Origin of the sequence: Oryzibacillus soli (assembly GCF_051594765.1) — a bacterium.
Lineage (GTDB): Bacteria > Bacillota > Bacilli > Paenibacillales > NBRC-103111 > Paenibacillus_AR.
In genome coordinates, this window is the sequence record NZ_JBPPGJ010000019.1 from 1 (window position 1) to 18,103 (window position 18,103).

An 18,103-nucleotide genomic window follows, 5' to 3' on the forward strand; every position below is an offset into this window, starting at 1 on the left:
AAAACTGGGGACAAATGCTGCTGCAACTGTCTGTCTTTTTCCCGGATCGGGTCGGTCAACATTTACGCTAGACAGGCCAACTCCCCCTCCCCGGGGGAGTTCCCTATAAATGAGTTTACACAAAATTCTTGACAGACCCCGCGAAAACGGCGCAAGACGAAATACATGCCCCCTCGACTCATTATCAAGGTATCATAATGTCTTTCTTTAGTTCAGTTATGTAGTCATATACATCAATTATTTCTTTATATTCAACTAATTTCTTTAGTCTATTTATGAAAAATATATTATCATCGTCCATGTCATTCGTACTATTAAAGCTGTTCTCCATTAAGTCTCTATTGAACTCCTCCTTGCTACCACAATAACTAATCCTTTCTAATATATAAAGATCTCTCAGGCTTAAGTATATAGCTATTAAATCAATAATATTTCTTGCTACTAGTTTTACCTCATTCCCAAAATCCATCGGTTGAATAAATAGAATTGGGGCTTCTTCGAGATCATGTATTGAGCCCCCAAAAGTTGCAAAGGCAAAGTGATCTCCGTCTACACCGGTGCTGCCAAAAATAATAGCATCCTCCGGTGTACATTCATATCGATCTTCCTCGTTGTCAAAACTTATTCCAAAACCTAAATAATCATCGATTGTGCTGCCAAACTGTTCGTCAAGTATATTGTCCAACTTGACAAGGTTTCTTAATGTACCAGGCATTCTATATTTTACAGGCATCAATGAACCACTCCTTTTATTTTTTCTTGTGCCGCGCTTCTCTGAAGAACTCATAAAAATCACTTCAAATGTAAGTAACCGCCACTCATTTCAAATGGTATTTCAGACTTTTTTTGTTGTACTAGTCCATTCAATTCAATCTGAGGATGATTAAAATCTAATAACTTAGAATCTCCAAATACCTCTTTTATTGGTGCAAATATTGTGTATCTAATGGATTCTCCAGATTTAAGATTTACTGGGCTAGTAATATCTGTCTTCCCTTCAAGTTTAAATGGGTTTCCCTTAGATCCATTTGACAAAATAATTGGATAATATAAATATAAATGTATGTTTTTAATTTCCAATATACCTAAATTCTTTATCTCTATTGAATACGATCTGTATTCATTATTTGACTGTTCATTTATCAAACTAATCTTTATATCCTCGTCATCAAATCGATCCTCTGAAGACGAACAGCTAGTTAAAAAGATTATGAAAACCAGCAATACCATTAGTAATGAATGTTTCAATATGTCTTATCTCCTTTCGAGTTTTTGTGACATTGCACATAACTGCATATCAACGAATTTCGCAGTTGAATATTCTACCTTATTCGGTAAATCGCGGGGTTTTCCTTTATTTGTAACTTGTTAAAGTGAGCTAATCCGCCCGTTCGCTAAGCGGCGTGCTCACCTTCATAGATCTGTCACGAGCACCAGCCGCAATTATGCGCTGCATCACATTTCCGCCCTCCCAAATTGGATACATTGAAGGCACATAAGTGATTCTCAATGATTCTCAATTAGCGGAAGGGATGATCACGATGAAACGGACAGCAGCTTTCACACTTCTCGGCTTGCTTCTGGCAGGGGCGTTATGGATGGATGCCGCACCTGGCGGTGGTGAGCCCAAGGCTCCCGCCAGCACGGGGACCGTGCAGCCGGCGGCCATTAACCAAGCTCCGGTGGAGCCCGTCATCCGCCGTCAGGGCAATCAGGTATCCATCGAGATGACGGCCCAGCTGACCGACATCGAGATCTCCCGCGGCACGATCTACCACGCTTGGACCTTCAACGGAATTGTTCCGGGACCCGTGCTCCGCGTACGCGAGGGGGATGTGCTGACCTTCACGCTGAAGAACCGGGATCCGTTCCTCCCCCATTCCATGGACTTCCACGCGGTCCATGCGGCGCCAAGCAAGAAGTTCGTGGACGTGATGCCCGACGAATCGGGAACCTTCACCTATCCCGCCACGACACCCGGCGTATTCATGTACCATTGCGGCACCCAGCCCGTCTTGGCCCACATCGCCAACGGCATGTACGGGACCATCATCGTGGAGCCCCAAGGCGGCTATCCGACGGATGCCTTGGTGGACCGCTCGTATACCATCGTGCAGAGCGAGTTCTACAAGGAGCAGGATTGGGAGGATATGACCGACGGACAGCCGGATTATGTCGTGTTCAATGGAAACGACTACGGACTGAAGGAGAAGCCGTTGATGGCCAAGCCCGGCGACACCGTCCGTCTCTACGTGAACAATGCTGGCCCCAACCAGGTCTCCTCCTTCCACGTGGTGGGCACGATTATGGACACCGTGTATCTGGACGGGAACCCGGGCAACATACTCCATGGCATGCAGACCGTTCTGCTTCCGGCCAGCGGTGGCGCGATCGTTGAATTTACAGTTACCGAAGAGGGAGATTACCCGATCGTGACTCACCAGTTCAACCATGCGTCAAAAGGTGCAGTAGCGGTTCTACGCGTAACCGCAGACGGGCTGGACCACGGCGGGGAAACGATGAAGCACTGACCGGACCGAGCAAGAGCTCCCCTGCTCCGATAAAAAAAGCTGCCGAACCCATCCGGTTCGGCAGCTTTTTATGATCATATGAGAATTTCTTATTCTTCGTCTTCGGGGTACTCTACATTATGGTACACTTGCTGGACATCCTCCAGATCCTCGAGGGCATCGACCAGCTTCTCGAACTGAGTCATCTGCTCGTCTCCGAGGGTGACGAAATTTTGGGCCAGCATGCTGATTTCAGCAGTAGAGAACTCCTTCACCCCTGCCTGCTTGAACGCATTCTGGACAGCGGCGAATTGATCCGGCTCAGCGTATACGACCACCGTGTCCTCTTCCTCTACGATGTCCCGAACGTCTACATCTGCTTCCATCAAGAGCTCCAGCACCTCGTCCGCCGTCTTGCCTTCCACGGCAATAACGGCGGTCGGACTGAACATATACGCGACGGAGCCGCTAACCCCCATGCTGCCGCCGTTCTTGTTGAACGCGGAACGAACGTCCGCGGCTGTACGGTTCACGTTATTGGTAAGTGCATCGACGATGAGCATAGATCCGTTCGGACCGAAGCCCTCGTAGCGGAGCTCGGAATAGGTCTCCTCCGAGTTGCCCTTGGCCTTCTCGATCGCGCGGTCGATGATGGCTTTGGGGACATTATAGGTCTTGGCCCGTTCGAGTACGAACTTCAAGGCCTGGTTGGACTCCGGATCGGGCTCCCCCTTCTTCGCCGCAACGTAAATCTCGACGCCGAACTTGGCGTACACGCGGCTGGTATTGGCATCCTTGGAAGCTTTCTTTTCTTTGATATTATTCCACTTACGTCCCATGATGAACCCGCTTTCTTCTTATTATTCCCACTTGCGGCAGCCCGCAAGCCATGGTGATCCTTGTACCATTATATGCAATAAAGCGGTGCTAGGACAAGCTACGGTTTCGAAGAACCGCGGCGAAGGGAATTGGGGGGCTCTGCGGGACAGTGTCCGCTTTCCGTTCGGGTTGACCATTAAGGTCTCATGCCTTATCATGAAGATACGCTTAATTTCCGCATAGTCGGAAAGCGGGGGAACCACTTATTCGGGGCGAATCATGTCCATCATGAAGGGAACCATCTTTCCCTAGTCCGTCAGCTAACCTCGTCAGCGATAGATGGGTCAACTTTATGACGTACGCTTGCGTACAAGGACCCGATGCGGTCCTTTTTCTATTATGGCCCATAACATCATGGAACGCTCACTCGGCAGAGAGGCGTTCTATGCTGTCATGGGCTTTCTATTTTTCTCAAAGAAAGAAAGGCGGGATTCGATGAACCAGCGGATTGCTCCCCACCATCTGCTCGAGCTCACTCCGGAGCAGCAGAATAAGCTGCGGCTGCGCTGGATCCCCCAGGAGGGCGATTACGTGGCCATCGGAGAACGCGAGGAGATGGTCTATTATGTCAACGGCATTGAGAAGCACAAAACGCTTCCCCTGCTGTCCCTCGGAGAGCTGATGGAGCTTCTGACCGAATACGGCTCCGACCTTCAGCTCACCTCCGACGGCGCCGGATGGTGCGTCCGGCTTGCCGACCGTTGGAGCAGGGCCTACGAGCTGCGGGATGCGCTTTGGGAGCTGGTCAAGATACTGTTGTAATGGTGGCCTCTTCCTCCTCCTCTGCATCCTCATCCCTGCCTGGTCCCATGTACCACCCTGCGGGATTAAGGATCCTGCCTGCGGAGCTTGACTCCGCAGCCTCCCCCATAACCGACGCAGATGATTGGCCGCCCAGCATCCGGCCGATGCCCAGGGCTACGCACTCCTGAGGCCGGTCGGCGATCCGGACGGGTACCCGGATCTCGGCTTGCAGCCGGCGGTCCAGCCCGCTAAGCTGAGACCCGCCGCCGCACAGCGTAATCCCCCGGTCCATGATGTCGCCGGCCAGCTCCGGCGGGCACTGCTCCAGCGTCGTCCGGACCGCCTCCACCGTCGAGGTGATGAAATCCTCCAGCAGCATATGGAGCTCCGTTGCGTTAACGGACAGCGTCTTCGGCAGACCGGTCAGCAGATCTCTCCCCCGGATGTCCATTGAAGCATCCTTCTCCGGAGCAACCGCCGACCCGATGCGGATCTTGACGTCCTCGGCGGTCCGGAGCCCGATGGCGAGATTATACGTTTTCTTCACGTGCTCCACAATCTCCCTGTCGATGGACATGCCGCCCCGGTTCACGGAATGGCTGACGACGATGCCGCCGAGGGACAGCACCGCCACCTGGATGGTGCCTCCTCCGATATCGACGATGATGCAGCCGGTCGGCTCCAGCACCGGAAGTCCGGCCCCCCAAGCGGCCGCCAGCGGCTCCTCGACGGCTACGGCCTTCTTGGCCCCCTTGCGGATGACGGTTTCCTCCACCGCCCGCTTTTGCACATTCGTGATGCCGCAGGGGACTGAGATAAACATGCTGGTTGTCCGAAGGAATGACATTCGCCCCTCCAGCTTCTTGACGAAGTGCTGCAGCATGACGGTGGTCATGTCGAAATTGGCAATGACCCCGTCCTTCAACGGGAAGACGACCTCCAGATACCCCGGCGTCCGGCCGACCATCGCCCGGGCTTCCTCCCCCGCGGCTTCGATATGACCGCTCTCCCGGTTGTACGCCACCACCGACGGCTCGCTCAGGACGATGCCCTTGCCCTTCTGATATATGATCGTGGTCGACGTTCCCAAGTCGATCCCGAGCTTCGTTTCCCAACCCTTCAACCATTGCATGTCCATCATCCTTTCCATGGAACACATTCTAGAGGAAGGATATGTCCAAAGTATGATCGAACCGTTAACATTTTCCCTTATCCCCGGACCGGCCGCCGGCATCGACAGCCGGCAGATGAACCTGGAAGCAGCTTCCCTGCCCGACCTCGCTCTCGACCCGTATCGATCCCTGATGCAGCTCCACCAGCTCCCGGACGATGGCCAGCCCCAGGCCGGAGCCCTTGTTCTTGCGAGGCCGTCCCCGGTCCACCTTGAAGAACCTCTCCCAGATCAGCTCCCGGTCCTCCTCGGAGATGCCAATGCCTGTATCCGTCACGGTGATGAGCACCGTACGCCCGTCGCTTCCGGCTTCCGCCTTCAGCTCAACCGACCCGTTCTCGGTAAACTTCACCGCATTCATCACCAGGTTGTTGAGAATCTGCTTCAGCCGGTCCGGATCGGCGTAAGCCATAGGCAATCCGTCAGCCACTACGGTCTGCAGCACCGTCCCCCGCGCATCGGCTTCCTGCCGGAACTTGAATGCCAGCTTGCGAAGCAGCGGCTCCAGCTCCACCGCCGTGCGGGTCAGCACGATCTCCCGGTTCTCCAGCTTCATCAGGTCGGTAATGTCGTCCACCAGCCGGTTCATGTGGAGGGTCTCCTGGTACATGATCTCATAATACCGGTCTTGGAACGGCGCCTCGATGATGCCGTCCTGAAGCGCCTCCAGAAATCCCTGCATCGCCGTCAGCGGGGTCCGGAGCTCGTGGGATACATTGGCCAAAAAGTCATGCCGGAGCTGGTCCAGCTTCCTCTTCTCCCCCTCCACCCGGCCCAGCTTCTCCATCATCTCGTTGAAGGTGGAGGCCAACTCGCCGAGCTCGTCCTTGGACCGGATGAGGATGGGTTCGCTGTAATCTCCCGAAGCAATCTTCGCTGCAGCTTTGTCGATTTTCTGAAGCGGTCTGGAGATGGACCAGGACAGATAGGAAGAGACCGTGAAGGAGAACAGCATGCCGAGAAGCGTGACCCACAGGATGTTCTCCCGGAGATGGCTGATCGTCTCGTTGATCCGGGTCATGGGGGCATACATGACGATCCCTCCGTAGACGGAGTTGTCCTTGCCCCAGGGCACCGCCACCGAGAGCATCTCTTCCTTCTGGCCGTCCAAGCGGAAGCTCCACACCGCCTCCTCGCCTGCGGTTACCTGACGGACGATGTCCCCGTTAACGGACTTCCCCGCGTTGACTTCATCCTTGGAGGAGGTGGACACAATATTCCCTTCCTTGTTGAAGACCCAGATCCGGGCATCGTACGATTGGTCGAAAAACAGCAGCAGCTCCTTAAAGCTCTCATCCGGCGCCGGACGGTTCTGAATAGCCAGATTGACCCGCTTCGCCTGGCGGAGCAGCTCCTGTCCCTTGGAATCGACGATGCCGTCCTTGGCGAGGAAGGATATGACCAGCCCGACGGCGCACAGCCCCAGCAGCACCGTAATCATGGAGCTGAACAGCAGCTTGCGGAAGATGCTTTTATTCCAATTCAAGAACATGGCGCAGCCTCGAACTTATAACCGACTCCCCACACGGTGTGGATGCAGTCGCTTCTCCACGGGAGGAGCTTCTCCCGCAGCTTCTTGACATGAACGTCCACGGTCCTCATATCGCCCAGGAAATCATATCCCCACACCCGCTCCAGCAGCTGGTCTCTCGTGTAGACGCTGCCCGGCGATTTGGCCATATAAGCCAACAGGTCGAACTCCTTGGGCCGCAGCGCGATCCGTTCGCCCCCGGCCATGACCTCCCGGCGGTCCAGATGAATCGTCAGTCCGTCGAACTCGTACAGGACAAGAGCCGCGCCGTGGTCCTGAGGCGCCCGGCTTTTTTGCATCCGGCGGAACACCGCCTTGATCCGGGCCACCAGCTCCCGCGGGCTGAAGGGCTTCGTGATATAGTCATCGGCACCGAGCTCCAAGCCCAGCACCCGGTCGAATTCATCCCCCTTGGCCGTCAGCATGATGACGGGGAAGTCGTAACGCTTCAGCATCTCCCGGCACGTCTCGAACCCGTCCATTCCCGGCATCATGACGTCGAGAATGGCGATGTCCGGCTGGGATTCCGCCGCCAGTGCCAACGCCGACTCCCCGTCGCTGGCCTCCATAACCTCCATTTGATGCTGCTTGAAATAGAGGCGGATGATCTCCCTCACATTCGGATCGTCGTCGGCAATCAAGACCTTCCAATGATTCAGAACCGCTCCCTCCCATCCTTCGTATCCTTATAGTATTCTTCGGACGGGGCGTTTTTGGGTGGGCAGGCGGAGGATACGGGCCAATGGAAAAAAGCGCCGCCGGACGGTGCCGGTGACGCCTGCCACGCTTGAAGGATCATTTCGCAGCGGGGGACGAAGGATTCGGGGAGGATGTTTGGGCGGAAGCGCCCGTGCCGGTGCCATCCGATGGAACGGTTTTCCCGGACGGGGCGGTTTTCCCCTCCAGCGGATTCGTATCCGCCGGACTATCCTTGCCGGCGGAGCATCCCGCCATCAGTCCCGCCGCTATCACAACGGCGGAGAAGCCTTTTGCCCACTTGCTCAGCGTCTTCATGTCCCATACCCCTTTCGGCTTTGGATTCGGTACATCACCCACTTTACCCTCCAAAGTTGAACGGACCATGATCCCGTGATGAACTCATTGTTAAAAAAGGATGATCATTCCATGATCTCTCCCGAGGCTTGAAAAAAAACCAAGGAGCCAGGCGGAAACGGTCCGCTTGGCTCCTTGGTTAATCTTGATTCATTAACCCAACAGCTGCTCCAGTCCCAGCTGGGACAGATCCTTCGCCCGGACATCCGCCAGCAGGCTTTCGGAGGCCGAACCGACGCCCACCGCCTTCATTCCCGCCGACCGTGCCGCTTCCAGCCCCGCTTCGGCATCCTCCACCACGACACAATCCGCCGGGGCGAGACCCAGCTTCCGCGCGGCCAGCAGGAAGACCTCCGGGTCCGGCTTGCTCCGGGTGATTCCGTTCCCGTCGGCCACGGCCTCGAAGGCGTCGGCGAGCCCGATCCGCTTCAGGATGTGAGGCGTGTTCTTGCTGGAGGAGCCGATGGCCGTCCGGATTCCCCGTTGGCGAAGCGTCTCCAACAGCTCCTGCACCCCCGGCAAAAGATCGTTGGGCGACAGCCCCGCCAACAGCTCCTTGTAGTACTCGTTCTTGCGCTCGGCCAAGACCCGCATCTCCTCCTCCGAATAGGGGCGGACGGCCTGCTCCAGGATAATGGACAGACTGTCCATCCGGCTGACGCCGCGAAGCCGCTCATTGATGCTACGGTCGAAGGGGAGGCCCTCCTCTTCGCACATCCGCTTCCATGCCCGGTAGTGATACTCGTCCGTGGACACGATCACGCCGTCCAGATCGAAGATCACCGCTTTTCTCCACATACGGCCCAGCTCCTTCATTTCCATCCTCGGCAATGGGATGGGAACGCATGCGGCGCTCCCCCCGTTCGTTATTATGCCGAACCGATGGAAATGAATTCCGGCCGCCTACCGAACCAGCAGCAGCTTATGCAGCATGACGCTGACCTCTGCCCGGGTGGCGGTAGCCTCCGGGTCGAACGAGTTCGCGTCCTTCCCGTTGACGATCCCCCACTGGTACAGGCGGCCGATCGAGGCACGGGCCCAATGGTCCGGCGCGACATCGCGGAAATCGGGCTCCTTCCGGGAGGGCACGGCAGCGGGCTGCTTCACCCGGTCCAGAACCCGCGAGTAAATGGCCGCAATCTCCGCCCTCGTAATGACGTTCTCCGGCCGGAAGACCCGGCTTCCGTTCCCGGAGGCATAGCCGTTGATCAGCCCTTGGGCGGAAGCGGTCTCCACAGCGTCATAGTACCAATCCCCGGGCAGAATGTCCCCGAAGGTGGGAGCGGGTCGCTGCTCCATATCCATTGCCAGGGCCATAGCCGCCAAATGAGCGAATTCCGCCCGGGTCATCGGCTGGGACGGGCGGAACGAGCCGTCGGGCATCCCCTTGACGGCCCCGTATTGTGTCAGCGCCGCGATGGCCTCCCGGGCCCAGGGCACCTCCGCAAGCTCCAGCCTATCCGTGAACGAGCCGATGATCTCCTGCTCCGTTCGCTTGGCTGCCGCGTTCTTCGGCATACTGCCCACAGCCGTCAGACGATCCTCCTCCGGCTTGGCCGACACGCCGATGGTGACGGAAGGCCGGTTAGTCGCGTGCCGGATGTTCACCCCCGGATTGCCCGGCTTGATCACTACGGTATTCCGGAGCGTGATGGAAGCCGCACCGTCCTTCAGGGCCCTGAAGGTGACGACCCCGAGCTTGCCGCTGCCGTAGAATTGCCCGGAGCCGCTCTGGGGCGGAAGGGATTGGGCGAACCGGAGAGTGCCCGCCGGCTCCGCGGATTGCATCCACGTGATCGGCTTGGCGGAGGCCGGGAAGATACGGCTCCGGAACACCTCGGAGCCTCCAGAGAGATCAGGCCGGAGCAGCTCCGGGTCGTAGTCGGCCTGGAGTTCGAAGCCCTCGATCCCTCCGTATTCCCCTAAGTACCCCTGCAGCCAAAAGGCCGCTTCAAAGGTGTCACCGGCTTGAACGGCCGTTTGGGACAGGGCGACCCGAATCTGGGGAATCTTCGTGTCGTAAGCCGGGGCTGCCGCTTGGCCCGCAGGGGCCGTCGCCCAGAGAACCAGGCCGAAGGCCGAGAGGCCCAGGATGGTTCGATGCAGGTTTCTCATGATTAAGTCTCCTCCTGAAGCGATGGATGCGTTCTGAGACTTGATGAAACCGGCGGAGAATACTCCCCGCCGGCCGTGGTGGATCTTATTCGCCGGAGCCGAAGTTGCCCAGGATGTAGGAAATGTCCAGCATATTCACGACGCCGTCCCGGTTGATGTCGGCCTCGCCTATGGCTTTGCTGGTCCAAGGTGCGGATTTGCCGAAGGCTCGTGCCGCACGGTTCAGATCCAGCAGATCGATCCGAGAGTCGCCGGAGACGTCCCCTGCTGCGGACTCCCTCAGCCTGAAGTCCAGCGAGGCGGGACCGTTCACATGGAGTGTCTGGGAGACGCTGCTGTAGCCGGGAATGCGGACTCGGATGGTATAGCTGCCCGCCGGTAGGCTCAGTGCATAGGTGCCGTCCGCTTGGACGGTTCCCCACTTGACGACGGTTCCCTGGCCGTTCAACGCTTCGACGGTCACCTGCAGCTTGCCGTCCGCTCCTTCATACCAGACGGTGCTGTAATCGAAATCAACCGGAAGACCTTCGGCGCGGATAGTGCCCGCAACGGCATGCTCCACCGGTCCGCCGCCTCCGTTCGGCGTCACCTTCACAGCCGTTCCGGAGAGAATTCCGGGGTCCAGCTCTCCCCCGCTGCTATTCAGGAACCGCACGTCCGAGATCCCGAAGGAGTAATTCCCCGTGGATCCGGCCTGGAAGGGGAAGGCGGCCAAGATGCCGTCGCCCGTATAGCCCTGGACCTCCCCGGTCATGGAGAGGATATAATCGGTGCGGACGAGGCCGTCACCCAGTGCCGTAATCTTCTCCTTCACGATCAGACTGCTCCCGGGGTCCTGCTGCTGCTGGTAGACGCTCATCGTGACGCTGGGAATCGTGTCTCCCTTCGTCAATCCGGCATCATAGGTCAGACTGAATTGAGCCGAGTACAAATCCTCCAACCCGCTGAAGCGTACATCCACCGTGAAGGGCTCGCCCGGCTTCACCTCCGTCTTGGAAGGGACCGCAGAGACAGCGGCTCCCGATCCGGAGGGAGGAGCCTTCGTGAAGGTCTGCTCCAGAGCCGGTACGATCCTGCCGTTGCCGACCGCATCGAAGACGTACACTTCGATCTCATTTTCTCCGGTATGAACCGGGAAATCGATCCGGAAGGTACCGTCGTCCTCTATGTCTCCCGACGCATCGTGCCAGACGCCGCCTTCCTTGTACCATGCTCTTACAAATATGCCCCGATAATCTCCGAAATGGTCGATCAGGAGATCACCGCCGATCTGTCCGCGAATCGTCCCCAGCTCCCCTTCCACCCGGATCGGGTCGAAGGTGACTTCCGGGGCATCCGTATCGACGACGAACGGAACCGCCTCCGACTCGAGCATATACTTATCGGCTCCATCTCCGTACCAAGGAATGATGAGGTAGGAGCCGTCCGGAAGCACGAAGCGGCCCTGCTGATCCCATACGAAGCCCTCCCAATCGTTGATGGCGAAGGTTCCGGGAGCGGTGCCGGCCTCCTCCTCGAAGAGGGTGCCGACCCAACTACCCGTGCCCGCGTTATAAACGTCCAAGGACAGATACCGGTTCTCCAGATTGACGCTGAAGCTGACCGCAGCCACGTCCTGCTCCTCATCCCGGTTCGGAGAGAACAGCTCCGGGAAGATCTCGATATCGGACACCACATTCGGCACGTAGACGGAAACCGGAATGGCCAGCTCCCCGTCCGCCCCCGTCAGGAGGATCTCGCCCTCATACCAGGCGGACGGAGTATCGGCCGGCACGCCTAGCGTCACCTCGAAGCTGGAGCTGCCCCCCGCCTCCACTTGAACCTGGGTGACACCGGTCTCCAAGCTGCCGGCACCGGCGCCGGTCCAATGTGTGGATAGGGCATAGCTTGCCGCCTGCCCGGCCACACTCTTCACGTCCACCGTACGGGACACCGTTTCCCCAGGCTGAAGCAGGCCGAAGGAGAGGCTTCCGGTATGGTACTCCGTGCTTTCGCCGCCGGGAGTGGCGTCCGTCGTTTCCCGGACCATGGCCACGGCCTTCGCCTGGAGGGTGCTGGGCAGGTCCAATCGGCCGGCTCCTTGCCCCATGAGGGAATACCGGGCATGGTCCGGCTTCTCCATGGGAACCGCTTGGTTCATCAGGAGAGACTTCACCTCATCCGGCTTCAGCCCGGGCTCCTTATCGAGTACCAGGGCCGCTGCCCCGGCGACATGGGGAGCCGCCATGCTCGTTCCGGAGTAGGCCCCGTAGGCATAGCGGTCTCCACCGTTCTCCACCGGTACGGACGATCGGATGCCCACGCCGGGAGCGGTCAGATCCGGCTTGATCTCATAGCCGGGCAGCGCTGGCCCCCTCGAGGAGGAGTCGGCCAAGGTATCTCCCGGAAAGTGCAGCGTTTCATAGCCCGTCAAGGTGAAGGTTCCCGTGCCGGCGGTCTCCAGAGCGGATAGCAGGGCTCTTCCGTCCGAGCCCTTCATATCGAAGGCGGGGAGATACTCCGGGAAGTCGTCCAGCTCGGGATTGATGTACCCTTCTTCCAGCTCGTCATTGAACAGCAGAACGGCTGCCGCCCCGGCCTGCTTGGCATGGGCGATCTTCTCGACGAACTTGATGGCCCCCCGCTTGATGAAGGCCATCTTGCCGGTCCAATCCCGGCCTTCGAAGTCGGCGGCGGTTCCCAGACCTGCATACGCCAGCTCCAACGGGCGGTTCAACAGCGGCTTATAATCGCTGGTGTTGTATTTGGCCAGCTCATACAAGGTGTAATAGGTGCTCCCCGTAACGGTGCTGGTGCCCCGGATGGACTCGAGCACCCCCGATGACGTGCTGGACCCGACGGAAATCGCCATCTCCGAGACGGCGGGCGCACTGATGGTATAATCCCCGGGCCCGTCGTTCCCGTTGGCGGCGACCACTACCGTACCGGCCAGCACCGCATTATTCACGGCAACGGCATCGGCTTCGTATTGGTTGTTGGCGTAGGAGCCCATGGACAGGTTGATGATGTCCATCCCGTCCTCTACAGCCCGCTCTATGGCGGCTATCTCGTCCTCCGTCGTCCCGTCCCCGCCGGGGCCGAGCACGCGGTACACATACAGGTCCGCTCCCGGAGCTACGCCCCGGATCCAGCCTGTGGAGCTGACGGGATCGTCTGGATGGCCTCGGCCGGCCAGGATTCCCGACACATGGGTACCGTGGAAGGTGGCGGCGTTGGGATTGTCAGGATCCGGAGGAGTCTCCATCGGATCGTCGTCCTCGTCCACGAAGTCGTAGCCCCCCTTGTAAGCATCCTTCAGGCTGGGATGGTTATAGTCGATGCCCGAGTCGATGACGCCGACCCTGATGCCGCTCCCGTCATAGCCGCCGCTCCAAAAAGCATCCGCCCCGATATGAAGAGCGCCGTCCGACATCTTGGGGGTGACCTCCTGAATGGGGTCCACCTTGAAGGTCCGAGAAGGATAAACCGCTTTCACACCGGGCATGGCCAACAGGGCATCCACCCGGTTCGCGGGAAGGGTCAGGGAGAACCCGTTGAACACTTTGGTGAACGTCCGGTTCACGCGGATTCCCAAGGTCCGTTCGGCTGCCGCCGAGAAAGCGGATTGTTCCGCGGCGATCCTGGACCGGTGATTGCCCGAAGATTTCATCAGGCCCTTCTTCACGTTCGCCTCGTAGACGGCCAACGGCTCCGCTTGAAGCTCGACGATGACGGTGGTGCTGCCGCTGCCCGACGTCTTCGGGACGTAGCTGTGTGGGCCCGCGGATGTTTGGGGCACCGCATGGGACTTGCCGGACCATGCCCGGGCTGAGGCTTCGGGGGAAGATTCTTCCGAAGCATGGCTGCTCCGCATGGCCATCTTGCCGCTGCTGTCCAGCTCCAACCGGCTGAGATCGGGACGCTCCAAGGCAGGAGCGCGTACATGGAACTCCGGATGGCCGCCGGTCCCGGAGGACGCTGCGGAAGCGGTGCCGTCCCACCCCGGCGCCAGGAGGGCGGACAACATCGTAAGCGCCATAAGACTCGAGAGCTTGCGTTTCTTCACATTTTCACTCCCTATAATTGGATTATGACTGGTCATACGATCATTATTATATAATAAATGTTACAATTTGTATCAAGAAATTCATGACCAATCTCTGATTTAGCGACAAAATGGAAAACGGCAGCCGGGACTCCTGTCCCGAAGCTGCCGTTCCATAGGTACGACTATCCGCCTGCATAACCGGCAGACTACGAATGGCGTCATAGGACTACCAGCTGATAGCCCTTCTTGCGGATTCCATCGATAATAGCCGGCAAAGCGGCGATTGTGGAGGGCCGGTCATGCATGACGATGATGCTGCCGGAGTGGACTTGGCCCAGCACTCCTCTGGCGATCACGGACGGGTCTGATGTAGACCAATCCTTGGGGTCCTCGTTCCAGAGAATCATCCTCATCTTGTGGTCCTCCGTGATCAGCTTCGTATCGTTATTGTATGCTCCGTACGGCGGGCGGAAGAGCAGCACCGGCTGCTTGGCCCATTTCTGCAGCGTGTTGAGTCCGGTGTCGAATTCCTTCAACTGCTCGTCGAAGGTCATGGCGGTCATCTTCGGGTGCACGTTGGAATGGTAGCCGATCCCATGCCCGTTATAGACCGCTTCGCTTACGGATTTGGGGTAGGCGGCCGCATTCTGGCCCAGGAAGAAGAAGGTGACCTTGGCCTTCTCCTCCCGCAGCACCTTCAGGAGCTCCGGGGTATGCTTGGTCGGGCCGTCGTCGACGGTAATCGCCACCGTGCCCTTGGCGACGGAATATTCGGGCTGGAGCTTGGACTTGCGGGCCGGCTCCTTGCCTGTGGTCTCTTCCTTGGGTTTGCCGTTTTCGTGCTCGATCTCCGTAATGGGAGAAGGGGACGGCGATTCCGGAACGGTCGGTGCTGGGGAAACGGTTACGACGGGACCGGTGGGCTCGGTCATCTTCGTTCTCTCCGCACTGGCGTTGCCCATACATCCGGCCAACAGGACGATGGCCAGAAGCCCGGGCAGATACCGAATACGAAGTCTCAGGGGCGTAGGATTCATGAGTTCGTTACCTTTGGTTTCATCGGAGTAGGTTCACCATAACACAATATGTGAATATAACAGAAACCATTCCGCATGGGGGATATAAACTTTGCAGCCGCAAGACTAGATTCTATACCCTGTAAGGACCGGAGCACACGGCCACCTTAATGCGGCCGTGTGTTGACCTCCAGAATCCACACGGTGCCCGACCGGTCGATGCCGAAGTCGAAGCCCAGCGCGCCGATGCCCGGGAGCTGCTGCTCCAGGAGGGCCGTCCCCGTCCGGGCGACGCCTACCATCGTGGCATGCTTGTCGCGGGCCAATCGCTGTGGAAACGTCATGTGCAGGGCCCGCCTGCCGCCGATCAAGGAGCCCCCCCTGCACAGATTGGTGACGAAGAGCGAAGGATGGGCCAGCCGGGCGACGACGGCCCGGATGTGCCACTGGCCGTTCTCCTTCACCAGCTTCACCCGGTAATCCAACGGCCTTCCGTCAACCCTGGTCAAGGGGATGCCCTGTTGAAGCATGTAGGCCCGCCCCCGGCGGATCTCGTTCAGAATCCCCTCCAGCTGGACGGGGGAAGAGGCGGTGCGGATTGAGGTTCCATGCCGGATCTCGAAGCCTGCTCCCGTCCGGCTGATGCGGACCACTCCCTTCCCACCGGTTCCCACAACAGGCTTGGCGACCACAAAGGGGTACTGCCGGAGCATGGCCAAGAGCTTCGGCATGGTGAACCGGTCCATCCTGGGGATATGCCTGGCCAGACCGGGATGTTTCTGCAGGATGATGAACTTCTGCCACTTCGAGGCCACTTGGCGCATGGATGACGTCTCCTTCGTAACCGGATGATACATAGTACACTGTATTCATCCGCCCCGGAGAATTCTTAGGCCCGAGCCTTGTGGCGCCATCTCCGTATCAGCTTCCCCATGGCCCCCTTTGTGAAAGCGCATACATAAAGATGGAACAAACCGGTTGCGCGTTGTCCCTGACTTCAATATTCGGTTTCTAACCCTCCGTTTGCCAGTGCAAAATCAATGGACCCTTATTGCTTGAATGGGGAGCGTCCTCGGCCCGACCAGGGGGGGGCTTGGAGCCGGGCCAAGACCCGGCTGCTTGTGCAGCTTAAGGCGGCTGCAAGCCTTAACCCGGGGCTAGCTCCGGTAGCGTCGGAGTTAAGGCGTCTCACCGCCTTAAATGCGAAAGGCCGGGCCAAGACCCGGCTGCTTGCGCAGCTTAAGGCGGCTGCAAGCCTTAACCCGGGTCTAGCTCCGGCAGCGTCGGAGTTAAGGCGTCTCACCGCCTTAACTGCGAAAGGCCGGGCCAAGACCCGGCTGCTTGCGCAACTTAAGGCGGCTGCAAGCCTTATCCCGGGTCTAGCTCCGGCAGCGTCGGAGTTAAGGCGTCTCACCGCCTTACATGCGAATAGCCGGGCCAAGACCCGGCTGCTTGCGCAGCTTAAGGCGGCTGCAAGCCTTAACCCGGGTCTAGACCCGGCAGCGTCGGAGTTAAGGCGTCTCACCGCCTTAACTCCTTAACTCCTGCTGCGTCCTGCCTGCGGCCCTCGCCTAAGCCCCTCCACCGGCTGCAGCCCCTATAGAATCGGGGACAGCAGCCGCGACACCGCTTCCTTGAACTTATCCATCCGGCTCCTGCCTCTGTACCGCTCCAGAGTGAGCTCCGAGCAGTCCTCGCTGTCCTTCAGGAACAGAGCGTGCAGCCGCTTGGCCACCTCCGCGTCATAGACCAGCGCGTTGGCTTCGAAGTTCAGGCGGAAGCTCCGCGTATCAATATTGGCCGTCCCGACGGAGGCCACCTCCTGATCCACGACGATGGTCTTCGCGTGCAGGAACCCTTTCTCATACTGCAGGACACGAATGCCATAGGGGAGAAGCTCCCCCGCATGGGCCAGCGTCGCCGGATACACGAAGGGATGGTCCGGCTTGTTCGGAATCATGATTCGGATGTCGACGCCGGATAACAACGCGATCTTGCAGGCATCGATGAAGCTGGAGTCGGGAATAAAATACGGAGACTGGATGAAGATGCTCTTCTTCGCCGTCGTGATCAGCTTCAGGTACATATTCTTCAGATGCTCCGTCTCGGAATTCGGGCCGCTGGAGATGATCTGGACCGTGCTGCTCCCCGTGTGCAGGTCCGACCGGAAGACGAATTCCTCCGGGTGGATGCTTTTGCGGTGCGCCGCCTTCTTCCAGTCCAATACGAATCGGCCCTGAATGTTGCGGACCGCTTCACCCGTGATCCGCAAATGCGTATCCCGCCAATAGCCCATCTTCGGATCCAAGCCCAGATATTCCTCCCCGACGTTGAAGCCTCCGATGTAGGCGGTTTTCCCGTCGATAATGCACAGCTTCCGGTGATTCCGGTTGTTGATCCGGAAATTCACCAGTCTGAACCAGGACGGGAAGAACACCTCCGCTTCCCCGCCATAGGCCAGCAGCTCCCGGAAGAAGGAACGGGAGATCCGCCGCGACCCGATCTCGTCGTAGAGAACCCGGACCTTCACTCCCTCCTTAGCCTTACGGGTCAGCTCGTCCCGTAGACGCTTGCCCAATCCGTCCCGCTGGATGATGTAATATTGGACGTTGATCTCCTTCTCCGCATTCCGGATATCCTCAAACAAGGATTCGAACTTCGCCTTCCCGTCATGGAAGACCTCCACCTCGTTGTCCGTGGTCACCGTGGCATTGGCCGAGCTCAGATTCATCTGCATGAGATCCCCATACTTCTCCGACAACGGCCCGAACGAATGGATATGCGTCAGCTGCTCATCGGCTGCAGCTTGCAGGTAAGCGCGCTCCTCCGACGACAGGTTATAGAAATTCTTCTTCGTTAATTGCCGGCCGAAAAAGATATAGAAGAGGAAGCCCAGCAGCGGGATAAAGAACAGGACCATCAGCCAGGCCCAGGTTGCCCCGATATCCCTTCGTTCGATGAAGACCACGACGCCGGCCAGCAATATATTGCCGACCGTCACGATAGAGACGATAAGCGTAACCAGATTGCCGATGTCCAAAGGGATCCCTCCTTCTT

General features: G+C 58.1%; 15 protein-coding genes and 1 riboswitch. Of the genes, 2 read left to right on the forward strand and 13 right to left on the reverse strand.

Features of this window, described 5'->3' with window-relative positions; all coding sequences use genetic code 11:
- Positions 1 to 184: 184 nt before the first annotated feature.
- Together ACSEXW_RS22310 and ACSEXW_RS22315 are read right to left on the reverse strand one after the other, a co-directional pair.
- Entirely contained in the window at positions 185 to 733 is a 549-nt protein-coding gene (locus tag ACSEXW_RS22310) for a hypothetical protein (protein ID WP_438448396.1), read from the reverse strand.
- Between the two features lie 59 nt (positions 734 to 792).
- Positions 793 to 1,248, reverse strand: coding sequence for a hypothetical protein (locus ACSEXW_RS22315; RefSeq protein ID WP_438448397.1), 456 nt, complete (start codon positions 1,246 to 1,248; stop codon positions 793 to 795).
- Between the two features lie 293 nt (positions 1,249 to 1,541).
- Here ACSEXW_RS22315 and ACSEXW_RS22320 point away from each other — a divergent pair, with 293 nt between their 5' ends.
- Entirely contained in the window at positions 1,542 to 2,531 is a 990-nt protein-coding gene (locus tag ACSEXW_RS22320; RefSeq protein WP_438448398.1) for a multicopper oxidase domain-containing protein, read from the forward strand.
- A gap of 89 nt (positions 2,532 to 2,620) precedes the next feature.
- Here ACSEXW_RS22320 and ACSEXW_RS22325 read toward each other — a convergent pair whose 3' ends face one another.
- Positions 2,621 to 3,349: a YebC/PmpR family DNA-binding transcriptional regulator gene (locus tag ACSEXW_RS22325; RefSeq protein ID WP_438448399.1), complete on the reverse strand. Its 729-nt coding sequence runs from the start codon at positions 3,347 to 3,349 to the stop codon at positions 2,621 to 2,623.
- 195 nt (positions 3,350 to 3,544) lie between these two features.
- A riboswitch (cyclic di-AMP (ydaO/yuaA leader) is annotated at positions 3,545 to 3,679 on the forward strand.
- Between the two features lie 145 nt (positions 3,680 to 3,824).
- Between ACSEXW_RS22325 and ACSEXW_RS22330 the strand changes: the two genes are divergently transcribed.
- On the forward strand, positions 3,825 to 4,151 hold the full coding sequence (locus ACSEXW_RS22330; protein WP_438448400.1) for a hypothetical protein: 327 nt from the start codon (positions 3,825 to 3,827) through the stop codon (positions 4,149 to 4,151).
- On the opposite strand, the gene ACSEXW_RS22335 is transcribed toward ACSEXW_RS22330, so the two are convergent.
- The 10 genes from ACSEXW_RS22335 to cls all read right to left on the reverse strand — a co-directional run bounded on the left by ACSEXW_RS22335 (position 4,135) and on the right by cls (position 18,086).
- Positions 4,135 to 5,265 carry a rod shape-determining protein gene (locus ACSEXW_RS22335; RefSeq protein ID WP_438448401.1) on the reverse strand — a complete coding sequence of 377 codons (1,131 nt, stop codon included), beginning with the start codon at positions 5,263 to 5,265 and terminating at the stop codon, positions 4,135 to 4,137. The genes ACSEXW_RS22330 and ACSEXW_RS22335 overlap by 17 nt on opposite strands.
- A gap of 64 nt (positions 5,266 to 5,329) precedes the next feature.
- Entirely contained in the window at positions 5,330 to 6,796 is a 1,467-nt protein-coding gene (locus tag ACSEXW_RS22340) for a sensor histidine kinase (protein WP_438448402.1), read from the reverse strand.
- Positions 6,787 to 7,494 carry a response regulator transcription factor gene (locus ACSEXW_RS22345; protein ID WP_438448470.1) on the reverse strand — a complete coding sequence of 236 codons (708 nt, stop codon included), beginning with the start codon at positions 7,492 to 7,494 and terminating at the stop codon, positions 6,787 to 6,789. The genes ACSEXW_RS22340 and ACSEXW_RS22345 overlap by 10 nt, the downstream gene beginning before the upstream one ends.
- A gap of 136 nt (positions 7,495 to 7,630) precedes the next feature.
- A complete protein-coding gene (locus ACSEXW_RS22350; protein WP_438448403.1) occupies positions 7,631 to 7,849 on the reverse strand; it encodes a hypothetical protein in 219 nt (72 codons plus the stop codon).
- 192 nt (positions 7,850 to 8,041) lie between these two features.
- The gene (gene pgmB / locus ACSEXW_RS22355) at positions 8,042 to 8,686 is read right to left on the reverse strand and encodes a beta-phosphoglucomutase (RefSeq protein WP_438448404.1); all 645 of its coding nucleotides are present in this window, start codon (positions 8,684 to 8,686) and stop codon (positions 8,042 to 8,044) included.
- Between the two features lie 105 nt (positions 8,687 to 8,791).
- On the reverse strand, positions 8,792 to 10,003 hold the full coding sequence (locus ACSEXW_RS22360; RefSeq protein ID WP_438448405.1) for an S-layer homology domain-containing protein: 1,212 nt from the start codon (positions 10,001 to 10,003) through the stop codon (positions 8,792 to 8,794).
- An 85-nt stretch (positions 10,004 to 10,088) separates the two neighbouring features.
- The gene (locus ACSEXW_RS22365; RefSeq protein ID WP_438448406.1) at positions 10,089 to 14,048 is read right to left on the reverse strand and encodes a S8 family serine peptidase; all 3,960 of its coding nucleotides are present in this window, start codon (positions 14,046 to 14,048) and stop codon (positions 10,089 to 10,091) included.
- A gap of 200 nt (positions 14,049 to 14,248) precedes the next feature.
- Entirely contained in the window at positions 14,249 to 15,067 is an 819-nt protein-coding gene (locus tag ACSEXW_RS22370) for a polysaccharide deacetylase family protein (RefSeq protein ID WP_438448407.1), read from the reverse strand.
- Positions 15,068 to 15,213: 146 nt separating this feature from the next.
- Positions 15,214 to 15,870, reverse strand: coding sequence for a YheC/YheD family protein (locus ACSEXW_RS22375; RefSeq protein ID WP_438448408.1), 657 nt, complete (start codon positions 15,868 to 15,870; stop codon positions 15,214 to 15,216).
- Between the two features lie 773 nt (positions 15,871 to 16,643).
- Entirely contained in the window at positions 16,644 to 18,086 is a 1,443-nt protein-coding gene (gene cls / locus ACSEXW_RS22380; protein WP_438448409.1) for a cardiolipin synthase, read from the reverse strand.
- Positions 18,087 to 18,103 lie beyond the last annotated feature (17 nt).